The 23,352-nt window shown below is 65.0% G+C and carries 21 protein-coding genes; 9 read left to right on the top strand and 12 right to left on the bottom strand.

What is annotated here, in order from left to right; all coding sequences use genetic code 11:
• The first annotated feature begins 96 nt into the window (after window positions 1-96).
• From ileS to GRS80_RS18565, 3 genes are all read left to right on the top strand, one after another.
• Entirely contained in the window at window positions 97-3,348 is a 3,252-nt protein-coding gene (ileS, locus tag GRS80_RS18575; RefSeq protein ID WP_160048834.1) for an isoleucine--tRNA ligase, read from the top strand.
• Window positions 3,349-3,692: 344 nt separating this feature from the next.
• Window positions 3,693-5,270 carry a tryptophan 7-halogenase gene (locus GRS80_RS18570; protein ID WP_160048833.1) on the top strand — a complete coding sequence of 526 codons (1,578 nt, stop codon included), beginning with the start codon at window positions 3,693-3,695 and terminating at the stop codon, window positions 5,268-5,270.
• Between the two features lie 281 nt (window positions 5,271-5,551).
• Window positions 5,552-7,621, top strand: coding sequence for a CARDB domain-containing protein (locus GRS80_RS18565; protein WP_160048832.1), 2,070 nt, complete (start codon window positions 5,552-5,554; stop codon window positions 7,619-7,621).
• 22 nt (window positions 7,622-7,643) lie between these two features.
• Here GRS80_RS18565 and GRS80_RS18560 read toward each other — a convergent pair whose 3' ends face one another.
• The 3 genes from GRS80_RS18560 to GRS80_RS18550 all read right to left on the bottom strand — a co-directional run bounded on the left by GRS80_RS18560 (window position 7,644) and on the right by GRS80_RS18550 (window position 10,129).
• The gene (locus GRS80_RS18560) at window positions 7,644-8,174 is read right to left on the bottom strand and encodes a heme NO-binding domain-containing protein (protein WP_160048831.1); all 531 of its coding nucleotides are present in this window, start codon (window positions 8,172-8,174) and stop codon (window positions 7,644-7,646) included.
• A 147-nt stretch (window positions 8,175-8,321) separates the two neighbouring features.
• Entirely contained in the window at window positions 8,322-9,173 is an 852-nt protein-coding gene (locus tag GRS80_RS18555) for a ribose-phosphate diphosphokinase (protein WP_160048830.1), read from the bottom strand.
• An 86-nt stretch (window positions 9,174-9,259) separates the two neighbouring features.
• Window positions 9,260-10,129, bottom strand: coding sequence for a hypothetical protein (locus tag GRS80_RS18550; protein WP_160048829.1), 870 nt, complete (start codon window positions 10,127-10,129; stop codon window positions 9,260-9,262).
• Window positions 10,130-10,224: 95 nt separating this feature from the next.
• Between GRS80_RS18550 and glmM the strand changes: the two genes are divergently transcribed.
• Window positions 10,225-11,580 (top strand): phosphoglucosamine mutase, encoded by a 1,356-nt coding sequence (gene glmM, locus GRS80_RS18545; protein WP_160048828.1) that lies wholly within the window; start codon window positions 10,225-10,227, stop codon window positions 11,578-11,580.
• 204 nt (window positions 11,581-11,784) lie between these two features.
• Here the strand turns inward: glmM and GRS80_RS18540 are convergent, their stop codons facing one another.
• The 6 genes from GRS80_RS18540 to GRS80_RS18515 all read right to left on the bottom strand — a co-directional run bounded on the left by GRS80_RS18540 (window position 11,785) and on the right by GRS80_RS18515 (window position 16,436).
• Window positions 11,785-12,978, bottom strand: a complete 1,194-nt coding sequence (locus tag GRS80_RS18540) for a hypothetical protein (protein WP_160048827.1) — start codon at window positions 12,976-12,978, stop codon at window positions 11,785-11,787.
• A gap of 3 nt (window positions 12,979-12,981) precedes the next feature.
• Window positions 12,982-13,353 (bottom strand): phosphoribosyl-AMP cyclohydrolase, encoded by a 372-nt coding sequence (gene hisI, locus GRS80_RS18535; RefSeq protein WP_160048826.1) that lies wholly within the window; start codon window positions 13,351-13,353, stop codon window positions 12,982-12,984.
• 60 nt (window positions 13,354-13,413) lie between these two features.
• On the bottom strand, window positions 13,414-14,091 hold the full coding sequence (locus tag GRS80_RS18530; protein WP_160048825.1) for a hypothetical protein: 678 nt from the start codon (window positions 14,089-14,091) through the stop codon (window positions 13,414-13,416).
• An 82-nt stretch (window positions 14,092-14,173) separates the two neighbouring features.
• Window positions 14,174-14,374, bottom strand: coding sequence for a hypothetical protein (locus GRS80_RS18525; RefSeq protein ID WP_160048824.1), 201 nt, complete (start codon window positions 14,372-14,374; stop codon window positions 14,174-14,176).
• 64 nt (window positions 14,375-14,438) lie between these two features.
• A complete protein-coding gene (locus tag GRS80_RS18520) occupies window positions 14,439-15,626 on the bottom strand; it encodes an inorganic phosphate transporter (RefSeq protein ID WP_160048823.1) in 1,188 nt (395 codons plus the stop codon).
• A gap of 87 nt (window positions 15,627-15,713) precedes the next feature.
• Window positions 15,714-16,436 (bottom strand): DUF5828 family protein, encoded by a 723-nt coding sequence (locus GRS80_RS18515; RefSeq protein ID WP_160048822.1) that lies wholly within the window; start codon window positions 16,434-16,436, stop codon window positions 15,714-15,716.
• 97 nt (window positions 16,437-16,533) lie between these two features.
• Between GRS80_RS18515 and upp the strand changes: the two genes are divergently transcribed.
• The 4 genes from upp (at window position 16,534) to GRS80_RS18495 (ending at window position 19,065) form a co-directional block, all read left to right on the top strand.
• Window positions 16,534-17,211 (top strand): uracil phosphoribosyltransferase, encoded by a 678-nt coding sequence (gene upp / locus GRS80_RS18510; RefSeq protein WP_160048821.1) that lies wholly within the window; start codon window positions 16,534-16,536, stop codon window positions 17,209-17,211.
• 71 nt (window positions 17,212-17,282) lie between these two features.
• Window positions 17,283-17,669: a cupin domain-containing protein gene (locus tag GRS80_RS18505; protein ID WP_160048820.1), complete on the top strand. Its 387-nt coding sequence runs from the start codon at window positions 17,283-17,285 to the stop codon at window positions 17,667-17,669.
• A 65-nt stretch (window positions 17,670-17,734) separates the two neighbouring features.
• The gene (locus GRS80_RS18500; RefSeq protein WP_160048819.1) at window positions 17,735-18,580 is read left to right on the top strand and encodes a PspA/IM30 family protein; all 846 of its coding nucleotides are present in this window, start codon (window positions 17,735-17,737) and stop codon (window positions 18,578-18,580) included.
• Window positions 18,581-18,726: 146 nt separating this feature from the next.
• The gene (locus tag GRS80_RS18495; protein WP_160048818.1) at window positions 18,727-19,065 is read left to right on the top strand and encodes a hypothetical protein; all 339 of its coding nucleotides are present in this window, start codon (window positions 18,727-18,729) and stop codon (window positions 19,063-19,065) included.
• 42 nt (window positions 19,066-19,107) lie between these two features.
• On the opposite strand, the gene GRS80_RS18490 is transcribed toward GRS80_RS18495, so the two are convergent.
• The 3 genes from GRS80_RS18490 to GRS80_RS18480 all read right to left on the bottom strand — a co-directional run bounded on the left by GRS80_RS18490 (window position 19,108) and on the right by GRS80_RS18480 (window position 21,954).
• On the bottom strand, window positions 19,108-19,680 hold the full coding sequence (locus GRS80_RS18490) for an HPP family protein (RefSeq protein ID WP_160048817.1): 573 nt from the start codon (window positions 19,678-19,680) through the stop codon (window positions 19,108-19,110).
• Window positions 19,681-19,890: 210 nt separating this feature from the next.
• The gene (locus tag GRS80_RS18485; RefSeq protein WP_160048816.1) at window positions 19,891-21,114 is read right to left on the bottom strand and encodes an RNA-guided endonuclease TnpB family protein; all 1,224 of its coding nucleotides are present in this window, start codon (window positions 21,112-21,114) and stop codon (window positions 19,891-19,893) included.
• Between the two features lie 342 nt (window positions 21,115-21,456).
• A complete protein-coding gene (locus GRS80_RS18480; protein ID WP_160048815.1) occupies window positions 21,457-21,954 on the bottom strand; it encodes an FxLYD domain-containing protein in 498 nt (165 codons plus the stop codon).
• Window positions 21,955-22,125: 171 nt separating this feature from the next.
• Here GRS80_RS18480 and GRS80_RS18475 point away from each other — a divergent pair, with 171 nt between their 5' ends.
• Window positions 22,126-23,202 carry a hypothetical protein gene (locus GRS80_RS18475; protein ID WP_160048814.1) on the top strand — a complete coding sequence of 359 codons (1,077 nt, stop codon included), beginning with the start codon at window positions 22,126-22,128 and terminating at the stop codon, window positions 23,200-23,202.
• Window positions 23,203-23,352: the final 150 nt, after the last annotated feature.

The raw sequence follows: 23,352 nt of genomic DNA, 5'->3' as shown, positions 1-23,352 counted from the left end.
TGTACCGCGAGCACCACCGCTCTCGAGTTCGCACCGGACGTAACGGTCTAGCACAGGACCGATTCCCCTTTACTCTCGGAGCGAATCACCTCACGTATGGACAGGTTCGCCGAGGTCGACGACCAGTACGATCCGCACGAACTCGAGGGGCGGATCTTCGACTACTGGGACGACGTCGACGCTTACGAGCAGACGGTCGAGCACCGATCGGACGGTGAAACCTACTTCTTCGTCGACGGCCCGCCGTACACCTCCGGCTCCGCGCACATGGGGACGACATGGAACAAGTCCCTCAAGGACGTCTACCTCCGGTTTCTTCGGATGCAGGGATACGACGTCACCGACCGGCCGGGTTACGACATGCACGGGCTCCCGATCGAGACCCGCGTCGAAGAACGGCTTGGCTTCGAGAACAAGAAGGACATCGAGGAGTTCGGCGAGGAGAATTTCATCCAGGAGTGCAAGGAGTACGCCGACGAGCAACTCGAGGGCCTGCAGGCGGACTTCCAGGACTTCGGCGTCTGGATGGACTGGAACGATCCCTACAAGACGGTCTCGCCGGAGTACATGGAGGCCGCTTGGTGGGGCTTTTCGAAGGCCGCCGAGCGCGGTCTCGTCGAAAAAGGGAAGCGATCGATCTCGTGGTGTCCCCGGTGTGAGACCGGGCTGGCGAACAACGAAGTCGAGTACGACGACGTCGAGGACCCCTCGATCTACGTCACGTTCGACCTCGCCGACCGCGATGGATCGGTCGTCATCTGGACGACCACGCCGTGGACGATCCCGGCGAACACCTTCGTCGCGGTCGACCCTGAGGGCGAGTACGTCGGCGTCCGCGCGGAAAAAGACGGCGAGGAGGAACTACTCTACGTCGCCGAGGCCAAACACGAGGAGGTCCTGAAGGAGGGCCGTTACGAGCGCTTCGAGGTAGTCGAAGAGCTGACCGGCGAGGAGCTGATCGGCTGGTCCTACGAACATCCACTCGCCGAACACGTCCCCGACCACGTCGACGGCGATGGGACCCTCGAGGTCTACGCCGCCGACTACGTCGACACCCACGGCGACGGTACTGGACTGGTCCACTCCGCACCCGGCCACGGTGAGGAGGACTTCGAGCGCGGCCGCGAGCTTGGCTTCGAGCCGTTCTGTCCCGTCGGGGAAGACGGCACCTACACCGAGGAGGGCGGAACGTACGCCGGCCAGTTCGTCAAAGACGCAAACGAGGGGATCATCGCCGACCTCGAGAGCGAGGGTGCGATGCTCGCCTCGGGGGCGACCCAGCACAGCTACGGCCACTGCTGGCGGTGTGACACGGGTATCATTCAGGTCGTCACCGATCAGTGGTTCATCACGATCACGGACGTCAAAGACGAACTGCTCGACAATATCGAGGACAGCGAGTGGCACCCCGACTGGGCCCGCGACAACCGCTTCCGGGACTTCGTCGAGGACGCGCCGGACTGGAACGTCTCCCGTCAGCGCTACTGGGGGATTCCGCTCCCCGTCTGGACGCCCGAGGACCGTGACGACGATGGGGCGGCTCCTGCCGCCAATTCAGAGCGCGCCAGCGGGCGCGCGGACGAAGATCGGATCGTCATCGGTGACCGCGAGGAGCTCGCAGAGCGGGTGGATCAGGATATCGATCCCGAGGCGGTCGACCTCCACAAGGACACCGTCGATGGTCTCACGATCACCGAGGACGGCACCACCTACACCCGCGTTCCGGACGTTTTCGACGTCTGGCTCGACTCCTCCGTGGCGTCGTGGGGCACCCTGAACTTCCCCGAAGACGACGGGAAGTTCGACGAACTCTGGCCCGCCGACCTCATCCTTGAGGCCCACGACCAGACCCGTGGCTGGTTCTGGTCCCAGCTCGGGATGGGCACCGCGGCGCTGGATGAGAGCCCCTACGAGCAGGTGTTGATGCACGGCCACGCGCTCATGCCCGACGGCCGCGCGATGAGCAAGTCCAGGGACATTCTGATCGATCCACACGAAGCGATCGACCGTCACGGCCGGGACGTCATGCGACTGTTCTTGCTGTCGAACAACCCCCAGGGCGACGACATGCGCTTCTCGTGGGATGGCATGCAGACGATGGAGAACCACCTCCGGACGCTGTGGAACGTCTTCCGGTTCCCGCTGCCGTACATGCGGTTGGACGAGTTCGATCCGGAGCGGACGACCCTCGAGGAGGTCGATTCCGATCTCGAGCCCTTAGACGAGTGGGTCCTCGCCCGGCTCCAGTCGACGAAAGCCGAGATGACCGCCGAACTCGAGGAGTTCCGCCAGGACCGCGCGCTCGAGGCGCTACTCGAGTTCGTCGTCGAGGACGTCTCGCGATTTTATATCCAGGCGGTCCGCGAGCGCATGTGGGACGAAGAGGACAGCGCCTCGAAACGGGCCGCCTACGCGACGATCTACCGCGTTCTCCGGGAGTCGGTCGTCTTGCTCGCGCCGTACGCGCCGTTCGTCAGCGAGGAGATCTACGGAACGCTCACCGACGACGGCAGCCACGACACCGTCCACATGGAAGACTGGCCCGACGTCGAGGAGTACTGGGAGGACGACCGGCTCGAGGTGGACGTCGAGCACCTGCGCGCGATCGAGGAGGCGGGTGCGAACGCCCGCCAGCAGGCTGGCCGGAAGCTCCGGTGGCCCGTCTCACGGATCGTCGTCGCTGCCGACGACGACCGCGTTGTCGAGGCCGTCGAGCGCCACACCGATCTGCTTGCGGAGCGGCTCAACGCCCGCGAGATCGAGCTCGTCTCCGCCGAGGACCGCTGGGAGGAACTCGCCTACAGCGCCGAGGCCGACATGAGCGAACTCGGCCCCGCCTTCGGCAGCCGTGCCGGCGAGGTGATGAACGCGCTCAACGAGGCCCGAATCGACGAGCCGACCCTCGAAGGCCTCGAGGCGGCGGTTTCCGACGTCCTCGAAGACGACGAACTGACCGAGGAGATGGTCTCGTTCGTCACCGAGACGCCCGAGGAGATCGCGGGGACGCCGTTCGGGTTCGACGGCGACGACCACGGCGTGGTCTACGTCGACGCCTCGCTGACCGAGGACATCGAAAGCGAGGGCTACGCCCGCGAGGTCATCCGTCGAGTCCAGGAGATGCGCAAGGAACTCGAACTCGACGTCGAACAGCGGATCGTACTCGACCTCGAGATCGGCGACGATCGCGTTGCGAATCTGGTCGACGAGCGCGAGGATCTCGTTCGCGAGGAGGTCCGCGCCGACGAGATCCGCGACCTCGAGGACGGCCACCGCAAGGAGTGGGACGTTGAAGACGTGACGATGACGATCGCGGTCGAGCCGCTGGCTGCTGTCGAAGCGTCGGACTGATCCGGGGAGCGAAGCGAGCCGGTTTACGGACCGGGAGGCGACGCCGACCGGTCCGTTTTTTGGTCCAGATTTTTGCGTGAGTGGTCGCTCTGTGAGCGACCCGAGCGGAAAAAGGTGGATGCAGCGATCGCGGTCGAGCCGCTGGCTGCTGTCGACGCGTCGAACTGATCCAGCGAGGCGTTTTCTCTGCTGCTGTGTTTTCCCGTCGGTGCGTGTGCGGGTAGGCAGCCCTCACGACTCGAGTGGGGCCGGGAGAGAGCAGTCACGTTTCGTTAGCACGACGACGCCGGGAAATTTTCGTTGCGTTTATACGATCGTCATGGCATTCATTCTCTCACAAGAGTATGGCAAACGATTATGACGGAACGCAGATCGGGTCGATCGGCGTCGTCGGAGGCGGGGACGCCGGGTTGATGACGGCGCTCGCACTCGAGAAGGGACTCGACGGAGTCGACATCTTCGTCGTCGACGACTTCGACGAAACCGTCCCGGAGGTCGGCAAGAGCACCCTCCAGTTCCTCCAGACGTTCCTCCACGACCGCCTCGAGATCACGCCGACCCGGTTGGTCGAGGAGGTGAAACTCGGGTTCAAGACGACGGTGTACCTGAAAGACTGGTGTGGACAGGAGTTCCACAGCCCGCTCGGTAAACCGCTTCCGACGGTCCGCCAGGAGGAGGCGGGCAACTGGATCGATCCGTCGGTCCAGGACGAAGGGCTGAGCGCCGAGAACGAGCCGGTGTTCGACGAGTTCTACTATCGGTATCAGGAGGACGAGTACACGACGGTGTACAACGAACTCGCCGAGACCGTCGGGAAGTCACCGATGGTCATCGATCAGCAGGACGTCTTCAACATCCAGAAGGGACTCCCAGACGCCTCCTATCACTTCAATTCGAACAGCTTCAACCGGTTTCTCCGGACGATCTGCGGGGAACGTGGCGTCGAGTTGATCAACGACCGGATCGACGAGGTGACGGCTACCGACGGGTGGATCGAACGGGTTGCAGGCAGCGACGGGAGCTACGACGCCGACCTCTACATCGACGCGTCGGGGTTCAGACGGATGCTGATGGACGAACTCGAGGTACCGATGCGGGAGTTCGATCTGCCGGTCGACTCGGCGGTCGTCGTGACCACCGATCTCCCGCTTTCCGACATCGAGTCCGCGACCATCGTGACCAGCGGCGAGGCGGGCTGGTTCTGGCAGATCGATACGGTCGACGTTCGCGACCTGGGATACGTCTACTCCTCCGATCACGTCTCCGACGACGACGCCGTCGTGGAGTTCCTCGAGACGCGACCGGAAGAGATCGACCCCGACGAGATCCGTCGCTATCGCTTCGAATCGGGCGTCCTCGAGTCGCCCTGGAAGGGGAACTGTCTCGCCGTCGGGAACGCGGTCGGGTTCGTCGAACCGCTCCAGTCGACGGCGCTGACGACGTCGGCCAGGCTCGCCGACCGGCTCGCGACGTTCCTCGGGATGCACGGCCGGGTCAACCACCAGGGGCTCCGGGAGCTGTTCAACGAGACGACGCTCGCGACCTGGGAGGAGATTTACGACTTCGTGAGCCTCTACTACAAGTACAATTCGGGGACGACGGCGTTCTGGGAGGACGCCCGCGAGGTCAACCCGGGTCCGATCCAGCAGGTCGAAACCTACCGGGCGTCGGGATTCTGTGCCCCCCAGACGCGGGCGGCGCTGACGCGGACCGGAACCGACCTGAACAACTACTACCTGTACTATCTCGTCTTGAAGGGGCTCGGAGTCGAATCGGAGTTCTACGAGAACCTCGAGTACGACCCCGATCCAGCGGTCGTCGAACAGGTCGAGGAGTACACCGACTCGGTTCACGACCGGGTCGACGAGTTCCTCAGTTACGAGGAGTTCTACCAGGCGTTCCATCCGGGGTTCGACGATTGAGACGGATTGCTGTAACTATTCACCGGAGCAACCGCAAGGCGAGGCGCGGTTGCCCCGGTACAGACTTACAGCAGTCAGTATGAGACGGTTTGCGATGACCGATTGCCGGTCGATCGCCTCGAGGTCGACCGGGACAGACGCGTTGCAGTCCGTCCGTGACGGTCCGATCGGGGTTGGTGTCGGGCGGTTTCGAGACTCAGTTTCACGCCCACGACTGTTCAATTATTCTGAGTGTTCGAATATCACAACAGTCATGCCGATCGGCTGACCTAGCGTCTGTGATGACCCATCGGTTCGTCGTCTTCGCGTTCGTCGTGTTGCTGGCGGGATCGCTCCCGGCCGGTGTCGCCGGTGTGGCCCTCGGCACTGGTGGGGACAGCACGCCATCGCACACCGTCGAGGCCGCGGCCGCCTCGAGTGGCGACGCCGAGGACGTCCTCCATCGGACGACGACCCTTCGACACCTCCCCGAGCAACCGGGGACGTTCGAGACCGAGAAACGGTTCCAGGTACCCGATCCCGTCGTCGACCTCGAGATCGGCCTGGATAGTCGGGCCGAGATCGAGACGGCAGACGGCTTCGAAGAAGCCGACGACGGCACGCTTCGGTGGACGGGCGAGACCGACGAACCGGTCGTGCGGTTTACGATGCCGGCGAACCGGACGGGTGACGTCGGCCACCACGCAGCCGACGAGCCACGGATGCACGACCGGGCGGGAGCTGCGGACGGCTACAGCTTCGTCGACACCGGCGAGTGGGGGATCGTCCAGGTCCCCGGCATCGACATCACGCTTCGGCAGACGGAGTCCGTCGGCCACGACGAGACGGTGACTGTCGACGGTCCGGGTGCGACCGGCGGCGATATCGCCTTTTTCGGCGAGGTCGTCGAACACCGGACGGAGTTCCGCGGAGAGACGATCAGGGTGATCGTCCCCGAGGCGGCGGATCTCGAGGAGGATCCGGCCGACGTTCTCGAGACGCTCGCGTACGCGAGCCAGCGACTCGACGTCGGGGCTGTAAGCGAGGAGACGTTCGTCGTCGCCGTCCCGACCGACGTCGACTGGGGGCCCGAGGGCCTCCAGTACGGCGAGGGCGACGCCTGGGTCGTCGCCGACGCCTCACTCGATGACCCGGGGAACGTCTGGCTTCACGAGTACGTTCACGTTCGCCAGGGCTACGACGGGGTCGACTCGGACGTTCCCACGGGAACCGAGTGGCTAGTCGAGGCCCAGGCGGAGTACTACGCCGGTCTCCTCTCGTTCGAACGGGGATCGATCGAGTTCGACGAGTTCAGTCGCCACCTCGAGGCCGGCGAACGGTCGCCGTACGCCGACGGCGTCCTCGTCGATCCCGACTCCTGGGCGGACGACCGAACGGACTACGTGAAGGGCCGACTCGTCTACGGCGAGATCGATCGAACGCTTCGCCTCGAGACCGACGGCGACCGCACGCTCGTCGACGTCTTCCGGCTGATGAACGCCCACGAAGGGGCGCTGACCGAGACCGAGTTCCTCGCGTTGCTCGAGGACGCGGGTGGTTCCGAGACGCGGTCGGTCGCCGAGCAATATACGCGGACGTCCGAGACGCCGACGATGTGGAGCCAGGACGACCACGGCGACGCCTTCGGCCTCGAGGGGGCAACGTTCGCCTACGGATTCGACGACGAACCGATCGAGGTGGCTGGCGAACCGTGGGCCACCGAGTACGGTGACGGCGACACGACCGCGGTGCCGGTAGACGAACCCGTAGTCGTCCCCGTCGCGGTCGAAAACGACGGCGACCGGGACGGAACGTCCGATGCGACCCTCGCGGTCGACGGCGAGGTCGCAGACTACAGGCAGTCGACGCTCGCCGCGGGAGAGGAAACGACCGAGCGCCTCACCTGGACGCCGACGGAGGCTGGCACGTACGACCTTCGGGTCGGCTCCGAACGGCTGACCGCCCTCGTGCGTCCGTCCTCGAGCGTCGTCGTCTCGGATCTCTCGGTCGACCCCGAGACGGTCGAACCCGGCGAGACGGTGACGATGACGGCGACCGCCGAGAGCGGGGACGACCGGCCCGCGGCCGCGGTCCTCGAGGTTCGGACGTACGACGGCGTCGTCGACCGCCACCTGGTCGGCGTCGAACCCGGCGAGACCGAGACCCTCGAGACCGAACTCAGTTTCGACGACGAGGGCCGCTACGAGATCGCGATCGGCGACGTCTCGACGACCGCGACCGTCTCCGAAGGATCGTCGACGGCCCTCGAGGTCGATTCGATCCCCGGCTTCGGGGTGAGCGCGGCGCTCGTCGCGCTCGTCGTCGCCGTGATCGTGGCCGCCACGGGCCGAGAGTGCGGTCGATCACGCTAACACCGGTTCGGTACCAGATCCGTCACTCGAGTCGAACCCGAAACGTACAGACACCCTCCGCGCCGTCCCGGTCCTCGAGTGCGACCGTTGCATCACCGTCGAACTCGCCGACGACGCCCTCCAGAACGCCGTAAGCGACGTCGGGATACCAGCGCGGGGAGCGATACGTCACGAGGAGGTCGTCGCCGTCGCGTCGCATCGAGAGATCGGGAACCGACGTCTCCTCGGCGGCGTCGTCGACGGCGTTCGTGATCGACTCGAGGTGTTCGAGCAGGTCCGAAAGCGCCCAGCCGGACCGAACGTGGGCGCTGAACGTCGACAGGAGGGCGGGGGCGAGCAGCCGGCCGAAGGAACGTTCGATCTGCGCGCGCTCCTGGACGGCGACGGCCGACAGCGTCTCGAGGATCGCCTCGAACTCGGCGTCGTCGTAGTGAGAGACCGGCAGGTAAAGCGACGGCTCGAGGCCCGCACGCTCGACGATGGCGTTCCAGGAGGCCTCGTCCGTCCGTTCGACGACGTACTCCTTCAGCGTCTTGTGGACGATTCCGTGCATCTGTCTGCGACTGCTGCGTTCGATCGTCGCGGTCGATCGGGGGTGTCGACTCGATCCTACGTAGATCAGGGTATCGATGTCACTTAACAGTGTGACATTTTTCCATGCGAGATCGACGACAGTGAAACGGGGGTGGGAGATCTGACGCTACAGGCGTGTCGCCAGCTCCGGTGCGACCGAGACCGCGCTGGCTTCTCGCTCGATGGTATCCGTCCCGTATATCGCCTCGACGCCCGCTCGAGAGAGCTTCGCGTACGCGTTTTGTGCCAAAAGGGGGTGGACGCAGGTGACGAAGACGCGGCCGACGCCGCGCTCGCGGAGGACGGCGACGGCCTCGCTCATTGTCGTTCCGGTCGCGATGATGTCGTCGGCGACCACGACGTCCCGGTCGGTGACGTCGACGTCGCTCGGCGAAATTTCGACCTCGGTGCCGGAGTGTCGGGTCTTCTCGAAGTAGTCCGTCTCACCGCCGCCGTAGGCGTCCCGGACGGTCTCCGCGAGGGAGATCGCTCCCGCGTCGGGCGAGAGGAAAACTGGATCGACGAGATCGGTCGGGAGCGGATCGGCGAGCCGTCCGGCCGCGTCGACCGCGATTGCCGTCGGCTCGAAGAACTGACAGATCGCTCGCTCGTGGGGGTTGACGGTCAGCACGCGATCCGCACCGGTCGAGATCGCGCGAGCGACCGCCCGGGCGGAGACCGGCTCGCCCGACTCGAACGCCTCGTCCTGTCGGCCGTACCCCATGTACGGCAGGATCGTGACGACCTCGTCGACGCCGGCCTCGCGAACGGCGTCCTGTAAGAGCAACAACTCGAGGTGGGCGTCGCTCGAGACGGTCGAGGCGACGACGATCGCTCGCGTCCGCTCCTCGATCCCGGGGACGGTCGTGAACAGTTCGCCGTCGGGAAAGCGGTCGTACTCGACGGGCGCGAGCGGTTCCTCGAGTTCCCGCGCGAGCGCCGCCGAAAGCGACTGCGACGCGGATCCACTGACGATCATACTCGAATCCACAGCGCGCGGGGTAAAACGGGTTTCCGTTCTCTCTCGTTCGCTCGGCCGAAGCGTATCGGGCGGTTTCGGTTCGCTCACTCCGACGAGCGAGTCGAAACGGCGGCGAGCCCTGCGACGCCGCGAACGCCGAGGACGTGCTCGCGCCAGCCGTTCGTTTCGGCGTCGTCCGTCGCGGCGAGGAACGTTCCGTCCTCGGTGACGGCGTAGACCGTCTCGCCGTAGTCGACGGCGACGATCCGGCCATCGGGGGAAGCGACTTCGTCCCACTCCTCGCCGTCGAACGCGTAGACGGCGTCGGTCGAGACGGCGTACGCACGCCTCGAGTGTGCCGGCGAACCGTCGGGTGCCACGGCGACCGCTTCGAACGCCCCCTCGAGCTCCGTCATCCAGCCGTTTCCGAGCCTAAAGAGGCCGGTCCCGGTCGCGACGAGCGGTGTGCCGGCTGCGTCGACGTCACGTGCGTCGGTCAACCCGACGTCTGCGAGTCTGCCGTCCTGGGCGCGGTAGACGCCGTCGGCGGTCGCGACGAAGTCGCCGTCGATCGCCTCGACCGTCGCGTCGAGTCCATCCGTCAGATCCGTCCACGCGCCGTCTACGCTCCGGCGAGCGACCCTTCCCTCGGCGTCGGCGGCCAGCAGCGCCGTCCCGTCGGAGCCGACGGCGACCGCCGGACCGAACCCGGTGTCGACGAACCCCCCGTCCGAGCCGCCGGTGTCGTCCGTGTCGGTTTCACTCTCGAGGACGCGGACGTCCTCGTCGGTCGCGATCGCGACCGAGTCGGCGGTCGCGGCGACGTCTCGCGTGTCACAGCGCTCACAGAGACCGAACTCGCCGACGGTGTCGCCGGCGACGCGGACGCGGACGACGCCGATCGTACTCGCGACGTAGACCTCGAGTGCGCCCGATCGGTCGCCGAAGACGCGTTTCTCCTCGATCGAATCCATACGGGATGCTCGCGGTCGCGGGCCGAAAACGTTCCGTCTGTACGCCCCTGTCGGCTTCGGAACCCCTTTGGGGGATCCCGTCGGACTAGGGATCGATGGAAGTGTTCGGTTCGAGCGGGACACGGGGTGTCGCAAACGAGGAGCTGACGCCCGCGTTCGTCCTGCGCGTCGCGAAAGCGGCGGGGACGGCCTGGGGGGTCGATCGGGTGGCTATCGCGCGCGATACGCGCTCCACCGGTCGGATGCTGGCCGACGCGGTCGCGAGCGGGCTCGCAAGCACCGGAACCGACGTCGACCGACTGGGGACGCTCCCGACGCCCGGCGCGCAGTATTATGCCGAGCGAGAGAGCGTGCCGGTGATCGTCGTGACTGCTTCGCACAACCCGCCGCAGTACAACGGGATCAAACTCGTCGGCGCGGACGGCGTCGAACTCGCCGTTTCCGACCTCGAGCGAATCGAAGAGACGCTGCTGGCGGAGGGGTTTGCAGTCGCACCTTGGGACGAGACGGGACGCGTCCGAACCGTCGACGGCGTCACCGACGACTACGTCGACGAACTGCTCGCGTCGGTCGACCGCGCGTCGATCGCCGACGCCGAGTTGACCGTCGCACTCGACCCCGGTCACGGCGCGGGGTCGCTGACGAGCCCCGAGTTCTTCCGCGAACTGGGCTGTCGGGTCGTCACGGTCAACGGACAGCCGGACGGCCACTTCCCCGGCCGCGATCCGGAGCCAGTCGTCGACAACCTCGAGGACCTCGGGCGACTCGTCCGGGCGACCGACGCCGACGTCGGCATCGCTCACGACGGCGACGCCGACCGGGCGATCTTCTTCGACGAAGACGGCGAGTACGTCCAGGGTGATGCCACTCTCGCCGCCCTGGCGGCGGCCGAACTCGAGGCCGGCGAGACGGCCGTCTCGGCGGTCAACGTCTCCCAGCGGCTCGTCGACGTCGTCACCGACGTCGGCGCGGAACTCGAGTTGACGCCGATCGGCTCGACGAACATCATCACGCGAATCAGGGAACTCGAGGCGACGGGCGAGCGGGTGCCGATCGCAGGTGAGGGCAACGGAGGCATCTTTTTCCCCGAGTACCGACTCTCCCGGGACGGCGCGTTCACGGCGGCGCGGTTTCTCGAACTCGTCGCCGAGCGGCCGGTCAGCGAAATCGTCTCCCCCTACGACGGCTACGCGAACGTCCGTCGGAACGTCTCTTACAGTTCGACCGCCGAACGCGACGCGATGCTGGACGCCGCCGCGAACCACGCCAAGGGTGCCGACGCCGAACTCAACACTCGCGACGGCTACCGACTCGACTACGGCGACGCGTGGGTGCTCGCCCGTCCCTCCGGCACCGAACCGCTCGTGCGGGTCTACGCCGAGGCCCGCGAGGAAGACCGGGCGACGGAACTCGCCGATGGGATGTACGAGACACTCGAGAGCACGAAATAGACGGCCCGATCGCGGCCGCGGTTCGTTCTGCCGGCGGTAGTTCTTTCCGTCCGTTCGTGGTCCGTTCGATGGAACCGTACGCAGCGTTTCGGTGATCGACGACCGAGTTCTCGAGCGACTCGAGTCGATTCGGTCGATCGCGATGTCGCGCCATACCCGCGACCCCCGGATGGGTGTGCCGGCGCTGACGGACAGTAACCCGTCTTAGATGGGGTCGTCGACCTCGAGTGCCGCCTCGAGGTTCTCCCGTTCGGTCCGCAAGGCCTCGAGTTCGTCCTCGATACGACCGTCGGCGAGACGTTCGCGCTCCTCGGGGGTGAGCCTGACGACCGCCTGGGCGGCGGTCTGGAGCCGGTCGTAGTCGGGGTCGTGGGTGAGTCGTCGGACGGATCGAAGCGCAGCGACGGTCTCCTCGTCGGCGACGCGGGCGGCGAACGGACGGATCTCTCGCGTCGCCCGGCGCAAGACCGCGGGCCCGTCCGGTGGCCACTCGATAGTCAGCGCCTCGGCGTCGATCCCGTCGAGGTAGGTCTGCTGGGTCGCGACCCGTCGTTTGAGGACGTCGGCGTCCTCGACGTAGTGAGAGAGTTTCGACCGCGAGTAGTCGGCGTACTCGAGTAACTCGGGAATCGTGTACTCGCCGTCGGGGCTCTCCGCGACGTACTCCCGTAGATCCGCGGGCGGTCGCTCGTACCCGACGAACGGGTACCACCGGCTTCGCTCGAGGAGGGCGAACACCTCGCGAGCGGAGGCCTCGAGGCGGTACTCGACGAAGGCGTCGCGAATCGCCTCGTTGTAGCGGTCGATCGGCTCCCGTAGACGGTCGACCGGGGCGTCGAGGTCGGCCGTCGATAGCTCGAGTAACCGTTCGTGCTCGTCGATCTCGTCGTCGATCTCCCGGAGTCGCTTGCTCGCTTCCGTTCGGGCCTCGTCCAGCGCCTCGCGTGCGTGCTCGCGATCGTCGACCAGTTCGGCGTACCGGGAGGCGGGCTCGAGGGCGGCGTGTGCCCGCTCGAAGTCCGACTCGCTCAGCCGGCGCTTGTCGATCGCCTCGAGTGCGTCCTCGAAGGCGCTGCGTCCCTCGAGATCGTCGGGTAACCTATCGACGAGCGTGGCAAACTGGCCCTCGAGTTGGACGTATGCTTTGAAGTTCTCACGCCCGGTGCCGGTCGCCCGATCCACGTACGTCTCGAGCAGATCCGTCGCGGTCCGGTAGGCGTCGGCTGCGTCCTCGACTGCGTCGGTCGCGTCCTCGACTCCCCGGCTGCCGTGGTCGTCGATCTCGCGCTCGATCCGGTCGAACCGCTCGCGGGCCGCCTCGAGTTCCGCAAGCGGCGTCGACCCGTCCCGGTCACCGTCGCTCGCGTTCGAACCGGGTGAGTGGGCGCGTTCGCTCATGGGCTAGCTCTCGTACACCGCGTCCGGATCGAACACCTGCTCGCCGACGTTCTCTCCCTCGATCGTCCGGTAGAAACACGAGCGGTGGCCGGTGTGACACGCGCCGCCTTCCTGGTCGACGACGTAGAGGAGGGTATCGGCGTCACAGTCCACGCGGACCTCGCGGATCGCCTGGACGTGACCGCTCGTCTTCCCTTTCTCCCACAGCTCCTCGCGGCTCCGCGAGTAGTAGTGCGCTCGCCCCGTCTCGCGGGTTCGCTCGAGCGCCTCGGGGGAGACGTAGGCGAGCATCAACACCTCGCCGGTCTCGGCGTCCTGTGCGACGGCAGGCACGAGCCCGGTCTCACCGAAGTCGATGGCAATTCCGTCGTCCATATCGGGACGGATGTCCGTCGGGGCGATAGGTCTTTTGCCGCTTATAAATCCGACCGCGGATCACCGACTCGAGTCGACGGCCGCTTCGATCTCCGCGGCAATCGTCGGCGGTACGACGAGATGCCGTGGTCCCGGAACGTACTCCCCACCCGGCTGTGCGTACCGCAGGTTGAGGACGGTCACGCCGCCGACCTCCCAGACGGAGACGCGATCGATCGTCTCGAGGTCGATCGCCAGGTCGGGGTCGGAGAGATACAGCGTCTCCGCATCCCGGTCGACGGCACCGGCCGACCGAAGAAACGAGGAGAGCACGAGCGCGACGAACGCGAACGGCATCAGCAGCGTCGCCATAGCGGTGAACGGACTGGCACCGAGTGGTCCCAACGCGGCGCTGCCTTCCGCGACTCTGCCGGCCAGCATTAACGCGACGATGATCCCCGCCATGACGACCGTCCCGACGGCGGCGTCCACCGCACGCCCCGTCGAGTCCTTGACGACCGCAATCGCGAGGACCGTGGCGGCGAGTGCGCCGAGGAGAGCGAGGATGATCGGCTGGAGTTGGGGCCAGGCCTGTCCGGCGAAATCGTACACTCGCCAGAGCGCGACGATCGAGATTGCCGCGAAGAACGTGCCGACGCCGAGCGACCAGCAGAGTCGAACGGCCGTCGACGTCGAGCCGTCGCGTCGCCACTGGATCGTGTTCGGATCGTTCGAATTTCCGGTCGCGTCCGCTCCCATACCCGTTCTCGGGTTCGATCGGGTAAAGACCGTTCGATGTCCCCTCGTCCGACCGCTCGAGCGAACGTCCTCGAGGAACCGATCAGGCACCCGACTCGAGTCGGCCCAAACCGACCCGGTAAACGAGTACGTACGAGACGACTGGGGAGAACACCACCAGCGGAACTGCGACGCCGATCAGCGAGAACGGATCGGGAGGGGTCACGGCCGTCGTGATCACGAGCGCCACCGCACACAGCGCGATGGTCGCCGTGAGGAATCGCAGGAACTCACTCGAGTCCATACGGAGCGTACTGACAGCCGTCGGATGTGTGTTGCGGTGGTTCGTGAGGGAAATCAGCGGCGCATCAGAACAGCAGCGTCGCGAACGCCAGATAGCCGACGAAGGAGATGACGATCGAGCCGGCCAGCGAGAGCACCCACGCGAGCACCGTATACCCCATCTTGCGCGCGCTGACGCCGCTGCCGCCCGCCGCGGCGTAGCCGCTGCCGATGATCGAACTGACGATGATCTCGTTAAACGAAACGGGGATGCCAAAGAGGACGGCGGTCTGTGCGATAATAAACGAGGGGATGAGTGCCGCGATCGACCGGCGGGGGCCGAGCGAGGAGTAGTCCTGCGAGATCGCCTTGATCATCCGGGGCGCACCGGTCCACGACCCCAGTAAGAGCCCGAAGCCGCCGCCGAACAACAGGGCGAGCAGGGAGACTCCGACGTCGCCCGACAACGGAATCAGCGGACCGATCGCCAGCCCAACCTGGCTGCCGCCTGCAGAGAAGGCGACCAGCCCGCCCAGTATCAACAGGAAGTGTCGCTCGCCCCGTTCGACTCCGTTCTCGAGATCGATCGCGACCGCTCCCCCCCAGATCGCCGCCATCACGGTCGTCGCGGTGACGACCCCGACGAACGCCGGTCCGGGAAGCCAGCCGCCGGTTGCCTGTGCGATCGATGCGCCGCCGTCGGCTGGGCCGAGGACGGCGAACTCGATGTTCGCGACGAGTACGCCGACGAGCGCAGCGAGAACGACGATGAGATACTGCTCCGAGATCGGTTCGGCCCGAAGCGTTCTGGCGATACCGTAGGCGAGTCCGCCGCCGACGAACGGCGTCAGAATCCACAGCGTGGCGATCTCGGCGTACTTCGGCCAGGCCGGATCGCCTCCCATCGCGAGACCGACGCCGACGACCGCCCCAGTCACCGTAAACGCCGTCGCTATCGGATACCCCGCGAAGACGCCGATCGCGACGAGGACGGCCGCGATCACCAGCGCGATCGTCGCCGCCATCGGCGACAGCGTCACGCCGCCGATCAGCTCCGTCCCCACCGCTTCGGAGACGTTCGCACCCTGTAACACCGCACCGGCGAACCCGAGAATACCAACGAGAAAGCCCGCACGCATCACCGAGATCGCGTTCGCCCCGACCGCCGGCGCGAACGGGGTGGAGCCGCTCGAGCCAGCACCGATCGCCCACGCCATAAACAGGCTGGCCAGCGCAGCGACCAGAAACGTCGCGATCGTCGCGATCTCGACCATCTACGGAGTTCCTACTGGCGGGTCCTACAAGTGTGTGCCGACCTGTACTCGCCGAAGCGAACGGCACCTCGTCGGGCGGGACCGAACTCAGTTCGTCGTCGACCGCGAGTTGTCCTCCGGTTCCGGCGGCGGTTCGGCGCCCTCGATCGCTTCGGCGGCGTCGGTATCTTTCTCGACTTCGACGTGCCAGCGGTCGATCTCGTCGTCGTACTCGGCGAGGCGATCCGAGACCTTCTCTTTGAGCTCGTCGTCGTTGACGTTGACTTCGAAGACGAACTGTTCCCCGGCGTCGCCGTTTCGCGTCGACTGCTGGATGTTCGCACTGACGAGTTCGTTGTCGAAGTAGTACGGTGCGAGCTGTGTCATCACGTTCTGGTAGACGGTGTCCTCGACTCGCCGCAGCGCCTTCCGGCCCGCGGAGTCGGCCGCCCGCGCGACGTAGTCGATCGACTGCTTCCAGTTGTCGACCGCCGCGTCGGGGTCGTCCTCCTCGAGTTGCTCGTAGGACTCCGAGAGTTTCTCGCCGGCGGTCTTGATGTCCTCGTCGGGCCCTTTGCCGGCTTTCTCGCCCTTTCCTTCCTCGACGCTCGCCTGATCGGCTGTCTTCTCGCTGACGTCTGCTTCCAGGGTTTCGTGGGCTTTCGGCCGCCACTCGTCCCACTCCTCGAACGCACGGGCCAGATGAGCCTCGCCGCCGCAGCCGGGATCGTCGACGCTGTGTTCCCGGAGCGCCTGCGTGATGCGTTCGCCGTGTTCGACGACGTCGCCCCAATCACCGCGAATCTTGAATCCCGAGATGCTCTCTTCCATTCGGCTGGCCGATCCGTACGGTGTGGATCGGTATAAACTTCTTCGCTGACGGATGCCGATCGATAACGTGAACTATCCGGCGACAGCCTGTACGAGTATGCCGATCGAGAACCGGGAGAACGCGTATCTCATTACGCACGGACTGGCGAAAGACACGCTCTCACGCATCCGAGACGTCGAAACAGAACAGGTCAGCTTCCGAAAGGGGCTCGTCAAACTCGGGCGAATCTGTGGCTACGAGATCATCGATGGTCGAATGGAAACCGAGTACGTCGAGATCGAGACGCCCCTTGAGCCGACGATGGGCGAGCGCGTCCGCGGACTCGACGACGTCGTCATCATCAACGTGTTGCGCGCCGCGACGCCGTTCGTCGAGGGGCTGTTGAAGGCGTTCCCTCGCGCACGACAGGGCGTCATCAGCGCGAGCCGCGACGAGGAAGCCGGCCGAGCGGAGGACGGCTCGTTCCCGATCACCGTCGACTACGTCAAACTCCCCGAGATCCACGAGGAGGACACGGTGATCGTCGCCGATCCGATGCTCGCGACGGGCAGTACGATGTGTACGGTGCTCGATCACGTCGTCGAGAACTCCGCCGAGCCGGAGAACCTGATCGTTCTCTCGGCGGTCTCAGCACCCGACGGACTGCTCCGGGTCTCCGAGTCGGTTCCCGAGGCCGACCTGCTTACGGTCTCGATCGACGACTACCTCGACGAGGACGGGTTTATCGTCCCCGGACTTGGCGACGCCGGCGACCGGGCGTTCCGAACGACCTGAGCCGGCGCTGTGCAGGTCGACTCGAGACGGGTGACACGCCGTTTTTTGCACACCGAGAGTGAATGCCATGCATGGACTATGCCGTCGTCGACCCGGAGGGCCTCGAGCCCGAAGACGACCGACCGTGTGACTGCCGGCAGCTGAGCGAACCCGCGGGTCTCGAGCAACTCGCGGTCAACTTCTTTCGTGCGGAGCCGGGCGAACAGATCCCGCTCGCCTACCACTACCACGAGATCCAGGAGGAGGCGTTCGTCGTCCAGTCGGGCGTTCTCCACGTAGAGACACCCGAGGGGGAGTTTACGGTTCCAGCGGGGGCGACGTTCGCGGCGCAGCCGGGAGCGCCCCACCGAGCGTACAACCCCGACGACGCCGAGACTGCGGTCGAGGTGATCGCACTCGGTGCGCCGGCGGTCGACGGCGACGCCGTTCAGTACGACCCGACCGAGGACGGTCGCTGAGCGTCGAGGCAGGTGGACTGTCGTTGATGTGATGTTTTTAAGGGTGACGAGCGATACGTACGAGTATGGGCATCCTCTCTCGGACCTCCTACGTCATCCGGTCGAAAATCAACTCCATCCTCAACCGGGCCGAGGACCCGACCGAAACGCTCGACTACTCCTACGAGCAGATGCGCGACCAGCTCCAGGAGGTCAAACGCGGTATCGCCGACCTCACCACGCAGAAAAAGCGCCTCGAGATGCAGAAACGCCGCCTCGAGGAAAACGTCGAGAAACACAACGAGCAGGCTCGCACGGCCGTCCAGCAGGACCGAGAGGACCTCGCGCGGCGCGCACTGGAGAAAAAGAAGACGAAGATGAACCAGATCGAGGATCTGGACCGACAGATCTCGGAGCTTCAGAGCCAACAGGACAGTCTGATCGAGCAAAAAGACGAGCTCCAGGCCCGTATCGAGGAGTTCCGCACGAAAAAGGAGACGATGAAAGCCCGCTACGAGGCCGCCGAGGCGAGTTCGACCGTGTCGGAAGCGATGACGGCGACGGGCGAGGAGTTCGAGGACGTGGGCCGTGCGATCGAACGCGCCGAAGAACAGACCGAAGACATGGAAGCCCGCTCCGCGGCGCTCGACGAACTCCACGAGTCCGGCGCGTTCGACAACGTCCTCTCCGATAAGGACTCGATCGATCGCGAACTCGAGGAGCTCTCGACCGACAGCGGCGTCGAAGCCGAACTCGAGACGCTCAAATCCGACGTCGGTTCGGAGGGGTCCGAATCCGAGCCCGAACCAGCGACGGAGCCGGACGTCGAAGCGGACGTCGATGAGTCCGAACTCGAGGATCTCGAGGCAGACGTCGACGACAGCGAAGTCGAGGCCGAACTCGCAGAGCTCAAAGACGAGGAGAGTTCCTGACACACCTCGTTCGGTCGATCTCCCGACCGCCGTCGGCCGACCCGGTTTCCGACCGACGACTCGAGCCCATGCCGTCGATGCGGCGTTCGGTTGCACGGCGTGTGTCGTGGGCGAACAGTTACTAGGTGTGACGTTGAACGACTAGTATGGTCTCTGACTCGAGCCTGTCGCTGACCGAGCAGATCGTTCTCCTCGCCCTCGTGCGAAGCGAACGCGACGGCGAGGCACCGATTCAGACCCACGACCTTCGCCGACAGTGCGATCGCTGTCTCGAGCGCGTCGACACGGACGTCGTCGGCTCTCCGAAGGAAGCCGATGTGGTGCGATCGCTGTACCGCCTCGAGGACGACGGGGTCGTCGAGGAGATCGAGATGACGGGAACGTCTCCAACTGGGAAAGGGCGACCGGCGTACGCCGTCGCGGACCCGCCGGAAACCGTTCTCGAGACGGTCGACGACGACATCGTCGATTCGGTGTTCGGGTAATCTCTCGCCAGCGACAGCGGAGGAGGGGGAAACGGTCGCCGGTCACGATCGGGCATCCCGTGGTTTGAACCCGTATCGCTCGGCCAGCGTCGAGATAACCCGATCGTGAAAATACCAGAGGATAGCGACGGCGACGACGATGATCGCCGCGTCCTGGATGCCGCCCATCAGGCCGAGTGCGACGATCAACGTGGTCGCACAGGCGGCGGCGTGGTTCGTCTTTGTCACCAGCATCGCCGTCGTCGTGAGCATCATCGCCGCAGTCGCACTCGCGGTGAGGTAGACCAGATCCCACGAGAATGCGGGATCTGGCCGGTCGAAGACGACGTACGCGCTGACGTCGCTGGCGAACAGCGCGTAGGCGATCAACCCCGCGACGACGGCGACTGTGTGGCCGCCGATGACGTGGTATGGCCCCTCTGCACGCGTTTTCTCGCCAGTTGCCATCAGATATGCCGACGGCCCCAGACTCGGGAACAGAAACGGCTGACCGGTCACCAGTGTGATCGCGCCGAGGACCGTAAAGTGTAAGAATACGTTGACGGTCGCACTGTATTCGTCTTTGATGTCGAGGTCCCGGTCTGGGTCCTCGAACGGGAGTTCGACGTCGAGCAAACGTAGCGAAACACACGCGACGAATCGGCAAAAACGCTCGTACTGTCTCGATTCGGCTGAAAGCCCCGACTGCCGTTCACGTCGTCGCTGGCGGAGCGGGAGGGTCAACTGCCTCGGGGTCAAGTGGTTCGAGACGCCGCAGGCGTCTCGTCATCACGGAAGATCCAAGATCTTCCGAACGACCCCGAGGCTTGTCAGTGGACTCCCGCTCTAACTGCGTAGCGCAGTAGGTCGAAATCGACCATTCGCGTTCAACGTCCCTGACTTCAGAGCCAGTTGACTCGTGGCTCGTCCAGCACCAGACTTGAGCCAGTGCTGGATAAGACGCCACCCGACGTTCCGAGCGGCGTTATAATCGCTATGCAACTCCTTTCCGCACTTCAGACACTCAAATTCGTCACCATCACGGTTGTCCTCGTGCGTGAACCCACACTCACTGTGACTGCACCGCTGACTCGTGTACGCCGGATTCACGTCGTCCACATCGATGCCGTATTCTTCGGCTTTGTACTCAACGTGGCGTTGAAGTTCCTTGAACGCCCACTGCTGGAACTTTGAAGCGTTCGAGATGCGCTTGCGGATATGATTCAAGTTCTCGAACGCGATAGCGGTACAGTCGTTCTCCACGGCCTCACGAACGATGGCTTTGGAGATGCGGTGCAAGTAGTCGGCGCTCCACCGGGCGAATCGGTCGCCAATCGACTGTATCGTGAGGTGAGCCGAGCGAGTACCTGTCTGTTGGAGGTTGCCGCGCCGACGTTCGTATTCGTCGCGGCGATGATTGAGGTAATCTGCATTGCCGAAGAACGCTCCGGTACTGGTGACGGCCACGTACCCATCCACGTTCAAGTCCACACCGAGAACCACTCCGTTCTCGGATTCGTCGTCGCAAGAGGGGTCTACGTCTTTCTTCACGGCGATGTGGAGGTAGTACGTTCCATCGCGTTTGTGGAGCGTTGCTTCGGCTTTCTCCCATTCATCCGTCCAGTAGTCCTCGAACGGCGTTCCCTCCTCGTTGACTGGCGTGACGTATTCTGCGGTCACGCGCTTGTCTGTGGTGGCGAGGGATACGTGGTCGTCGTTGTACGTGATGGTTCGACCGTTGTATACGACGACGCTTCCTCGGAACTCGGGTTTGCTTGCTTTCTTGCCGTCGTCGAGGATGCGGTCTTTGCAGTTCCCAAGTGCGGTTGCCGCGAGGTTGCGGGCACTTTGAACAAGGCTGGATTGCAGAGAGAGTTCTTCACGAACGTCGGAATACGTCTCGTCGTGGAGCGTGTTCTTCGTGTCCGTGATTTCGTAGGGGTTGTCGTCCCATCCGTGGTCAGCGACGTGTTGCGCTGCTTGTCGGAACTGCTTGAACGTCTCATCGAGGACTTCAGCGTCCTCGGAGGAAACGTTGAGTTTGACTTGGATGTTCCGAACAACCTCCATACTTCATAAGTATTCTTAGAAGTATTTAATAGTATTTATTGAGGTGTGGGGAGTCGGCCTTGCCATCGAGCATGGTTTGTGTACTGGAATGTCGGCTTCCTCCCCGACCTCAAGGGTCGGGGTATCCGCCTCGACCGCCGATGAACCCGGACTCGAGGCACCGGCCGAGGCGTATCCCGACGCGACCGCCGATGGCATCGAACGACCAACGAACGGATTGGCGACGTACTCGAGGTGGTTCACGGGTCGTCCAACCGGCACAGGGCCCGTTCGGCCGCCACGGGGCCGTTCCGTCCGCGTAGGGTCGTCTCAGCCCTTGTGATGTCGTTCCAACGTGGCGTCTCACGTCGGCGTCCCCAACACGGCGACGTCGTAGCGTCCGACGTCCGCTGGAGACTCGAGCAAGATCACTTCGAACGCCCACCGATCGCCGGCGTCGACGTCGCCGGTCGTATCGAGGTACCAGCCGAGTTGATCGCCAGCGTCGTCGTAGACGCGAACGCGGACCTCGACGACCTGGACGCGGTCGTCGCCGACGTTTTCGACCGTTCCCTGCACCGTCGACCCCCTGAAGTCGTCCTCGAGGACGAACTCGTGGTCGACGAGCGAGAGCGACTCGAGCGGCGTGACGCTCCCGTGGCTCTCCTGTCGGGCGAGCGCTTCCGCCGTGGTCGTCTCCTCGGCCGATCGGTCGTCGCCGGCGACGTCGACGACGCCACCGTCTTCGTACGCCGGGTTAGCACCGTCGCCGATCGCGTTGCACCCGGCGACGGCGACCGCGGCCCCCGATCCGAGAACTGTGAGGAGCCGGCGTCGAGTCGAACGGTGGCGGTCCGTCATCGTCGCGACGGTCGCATGAGCGGGTCGCTGACTCGTTCGCTGTCTCCGATCATACGAGAACCGACGGCGGGAAGATAGTTGAGTCTGGACCCTGCAACCGGGTCATCGGAACGAACGGGAGAGGCGATATGCAACGCGGGACCTTTTGCTCGTCGACGGTGAACCGACGATATGGGGTCGTCCGACACCGAAAAGACGCTCGAGTCCTACGGGCCCGACATCGGCGAGCGGACGAGTGGGCTGACCCGGGTTCGCGAGTGGATACTGGTCGAAGGCGACCGCCTGGTCGTCGCAGCGCTCGTCTCGATCGCGGCGTTTTTGGGGTTTCTCGTGCTCGACGAAGTGGGTATCATCTCCGTTCTCAACGGCGATTCGATCACTCGCCTGGCTGGCGGCATGATCGCCGGAACGTTCTCGCTCGTGACGCTCGTCGTCTCGATCAACCAGCTCATCCTCTCGCAGGAGTTCGCCGCGGCCGGCGAGTCCGAGCGTCAACTCGAGGGTGTCGTGTCGTTTCGGGAGGACGTCGCGGAGACGGCGGCCGTCCCTGCGGTCCCCGCGTCACCGACGAGACTGCTCGAACTGCTCACGGCGTCGGTTCGCGACCACGGCGGAGAACTCGAGAGCGCAATCGACGATCACGACGACGAACTCGCGGCGCAGGTCGGGTGGTACGCCGCCGACGTCCAGGAGCGCGCCGACCGACTCGACGAAACCCTCGAGCACACGAAGTTCGGGACGTTCCAAGCAGTCTCGGCGGCGATCGGCTACGACGACGCCTGGCAACTGTACGTCGCCCGCCACGTGAAGGGGCGGTACGGCGACGAACTCCCCGCGGAGGGACGCGAGGCACTCGAGGAGTTAATCGAGACGCTCGAGTTGTTTAGCGTCGCTCGCGAGCACTTCAAGACGACGTATCTCCAGCGGGAGTTGACGCGTTTCTCACAGCTAACGATCTACTGTGGCGTGCCGGCGATCCTCTCTGCGATGTTGATCGGCTTTCTGTACGCCGATCTCGGCGGGCCGTCGATCAGCGTCGACTTCCTTCCGGTCGTCGTCGCCGCGCTCGTCGCCGTCGTCGTCTCGCCGCTCGCGCTGTTGACCTCCTACATCCTCCGGACGGCGACCGTGACCCGGCGGACGGCCTCCGTCGGCCCGATGCTCCCCCAGAAGGCACCGGACGAGGGGCCGTTCGACGTCACGTACGCCGAGGAGTCGGAGTCGGGGTCCCCGACGGGGTCCGACTGATACGGGTTACTGTACGTCGGTACCGCCGAAACCGCGACCCGTCTGCGGTTTCGCCGAGAAATCGTTACAGGAATCCGTACGAATCGATCGCCGTTCGAACTCGATCCGAGCGTCGGGACGGACACCAATCCGGACTCGAGCGGTCGCTGG

This window comes from Natrialba sp. INN-245, from assembly GCF_009807105.1.
Classification (GTDB): domain Archaea; phylum Halobacteriota; class Halobacteria; order Halobacteriales; family Natrialbaceae; genus Natrarchaeobius; species Natrarchaeobius swarupiae.
Note: the sequence above shows the minus strand (reverse complement) of the source record. Positions and strands in the feature narration are given on the sequence as shown.

Coding starts and splice junctions, on each gene's coding strand:
- GRS80_RS18570 (WP_160048833.1), top strand. CDS start 3,693: ATGGCAAACGATTATGACGGAACGCAGATCGGGTCGATCGGCGTCGTC.
- GRS80_RS18515 (WP_160048822.1), bottom strand. CDS start 16,436: ATGGAAGAGAGCATCTCGGGATTCAAGATTCGCGGTGATTGGGGCGAC.
- GRS80_RS18505 (WP_160048820.1), top strand. CDS start 17,283: ATGGACTATGCCGTCGTCGACCCGGAGGGCCTCGAGCCCGAAGACGAC.
- GRS80_RS18500 (WP_160048819.1), top strand. CDS start 17,735: ATGGGCATCCTCTCTCGGACCTCCTACGTCATCCGGTCGAAAATCAAC.
- GRS80_RS18520 (WP_160048823.1), bottom strand. CDS start 15,626: ATGGTCGAGATCGCGACGATCGCGACGTTTCTGGTCGCTGCGCTGGCC.
- GRS80_RS18550 (WP_160048829.1), bottom strand. CDS start 10,129: ATGGATTCGATCGAGGAGAAACGCGTCTTCGGCGACCGATCGGGCGCA.
- GRS80_RS18480 (WP_160048815.1), bottom strand. CDS start 21,954: ATGACGGACCGCCACCGTTCGACTCGACGCCGGCTCCTCACAGTTCTC.
- upp (WP_160048821.1), top strand. CDS start 16,534: ATGCCGATCGAGAACCGGGAGAACGCGTATCTCATTACGCACGGACTG.
- GRS80_RS18560 (WP_160048831.1), bottom strand. CDS start 8,174: ATGCACGGAATCGTCCACAAGACGCTGAAGGAGTACGTCGTCGAACGG.
- ileS (WP_160048834.1), top strand. CDS start 97: ATGGACAGGTTCGCCGAGGTCGACGACCAGTACGATCCGCACGAACTC.
- GRS80_RS18485 (WP_160048816.1), bottom strand. CDS start 21,114: ATGGAGGTTGTTCGGAACATCCAAGTCAAACTCAACGTTTCCTCCGAG.
- GRS80_RS18555 (WP_160048830.1), bottom strand. CDS start 9,173: ATGATCGTCAGTGGATCCGCGTCGCAGTCGCTTTCGGCGGCGCTCGCG.
- GRS80_RS18565 (WP_160048832.1), top strand. CDS start 5,552: ATGACCCATCGGTTCGTCGTCTTCGCGTTCGTCGTGTTGCTGGCGGGA.
- GRS80_RS18495 (WP_160048818.1), top strand. CDS start 18,727: ATGGTCTCTGACTCGAGCCTGTCGCTGACCGAGCAGATCGTTCTCCTC.
- glmM (WP_160048828.1), top strand. CDS start 10,225: ATGGAAGTGTTCGGTTCGAGCGGGACACGGGGTGTCGCAAACGAGGAG.
- GRS80_RS18530 (WP_160048825.1), bottom strand. CDS start 14,091: ATGGGAGCGGACGCGACCGGAAATTCGAACGATCCGAACACGATCCAG.
- GRS80_RS18540 (WP_160048827.1), bottom strand. CDS start 12,978: ATGAGCGAACGCGCCCACTCACCCGGTTCGAACGCGAGCGACGGTGAC.
- GRS80_RS18475 (WP_160048814.1), top strand. CDS start 22,126: ATGGGGTCGTCCGACACCGAAAAGACGCTCGAGTCCTACGGGCCCGAC.
- GRS80_RS18525 (WP_160048824.1), bottom strand. CDS start 14,374: ATGGACTCGAGTGAGTTCCTGCGATTCCTCACGGCGACCATCGCGCTG.
- hisI (WP_160048826.1), bottom strand. CDS start 13,353: ATGGACGACGGAATTGCCATCGACTTCGGTGAGACCGGGCTCGTGCCT.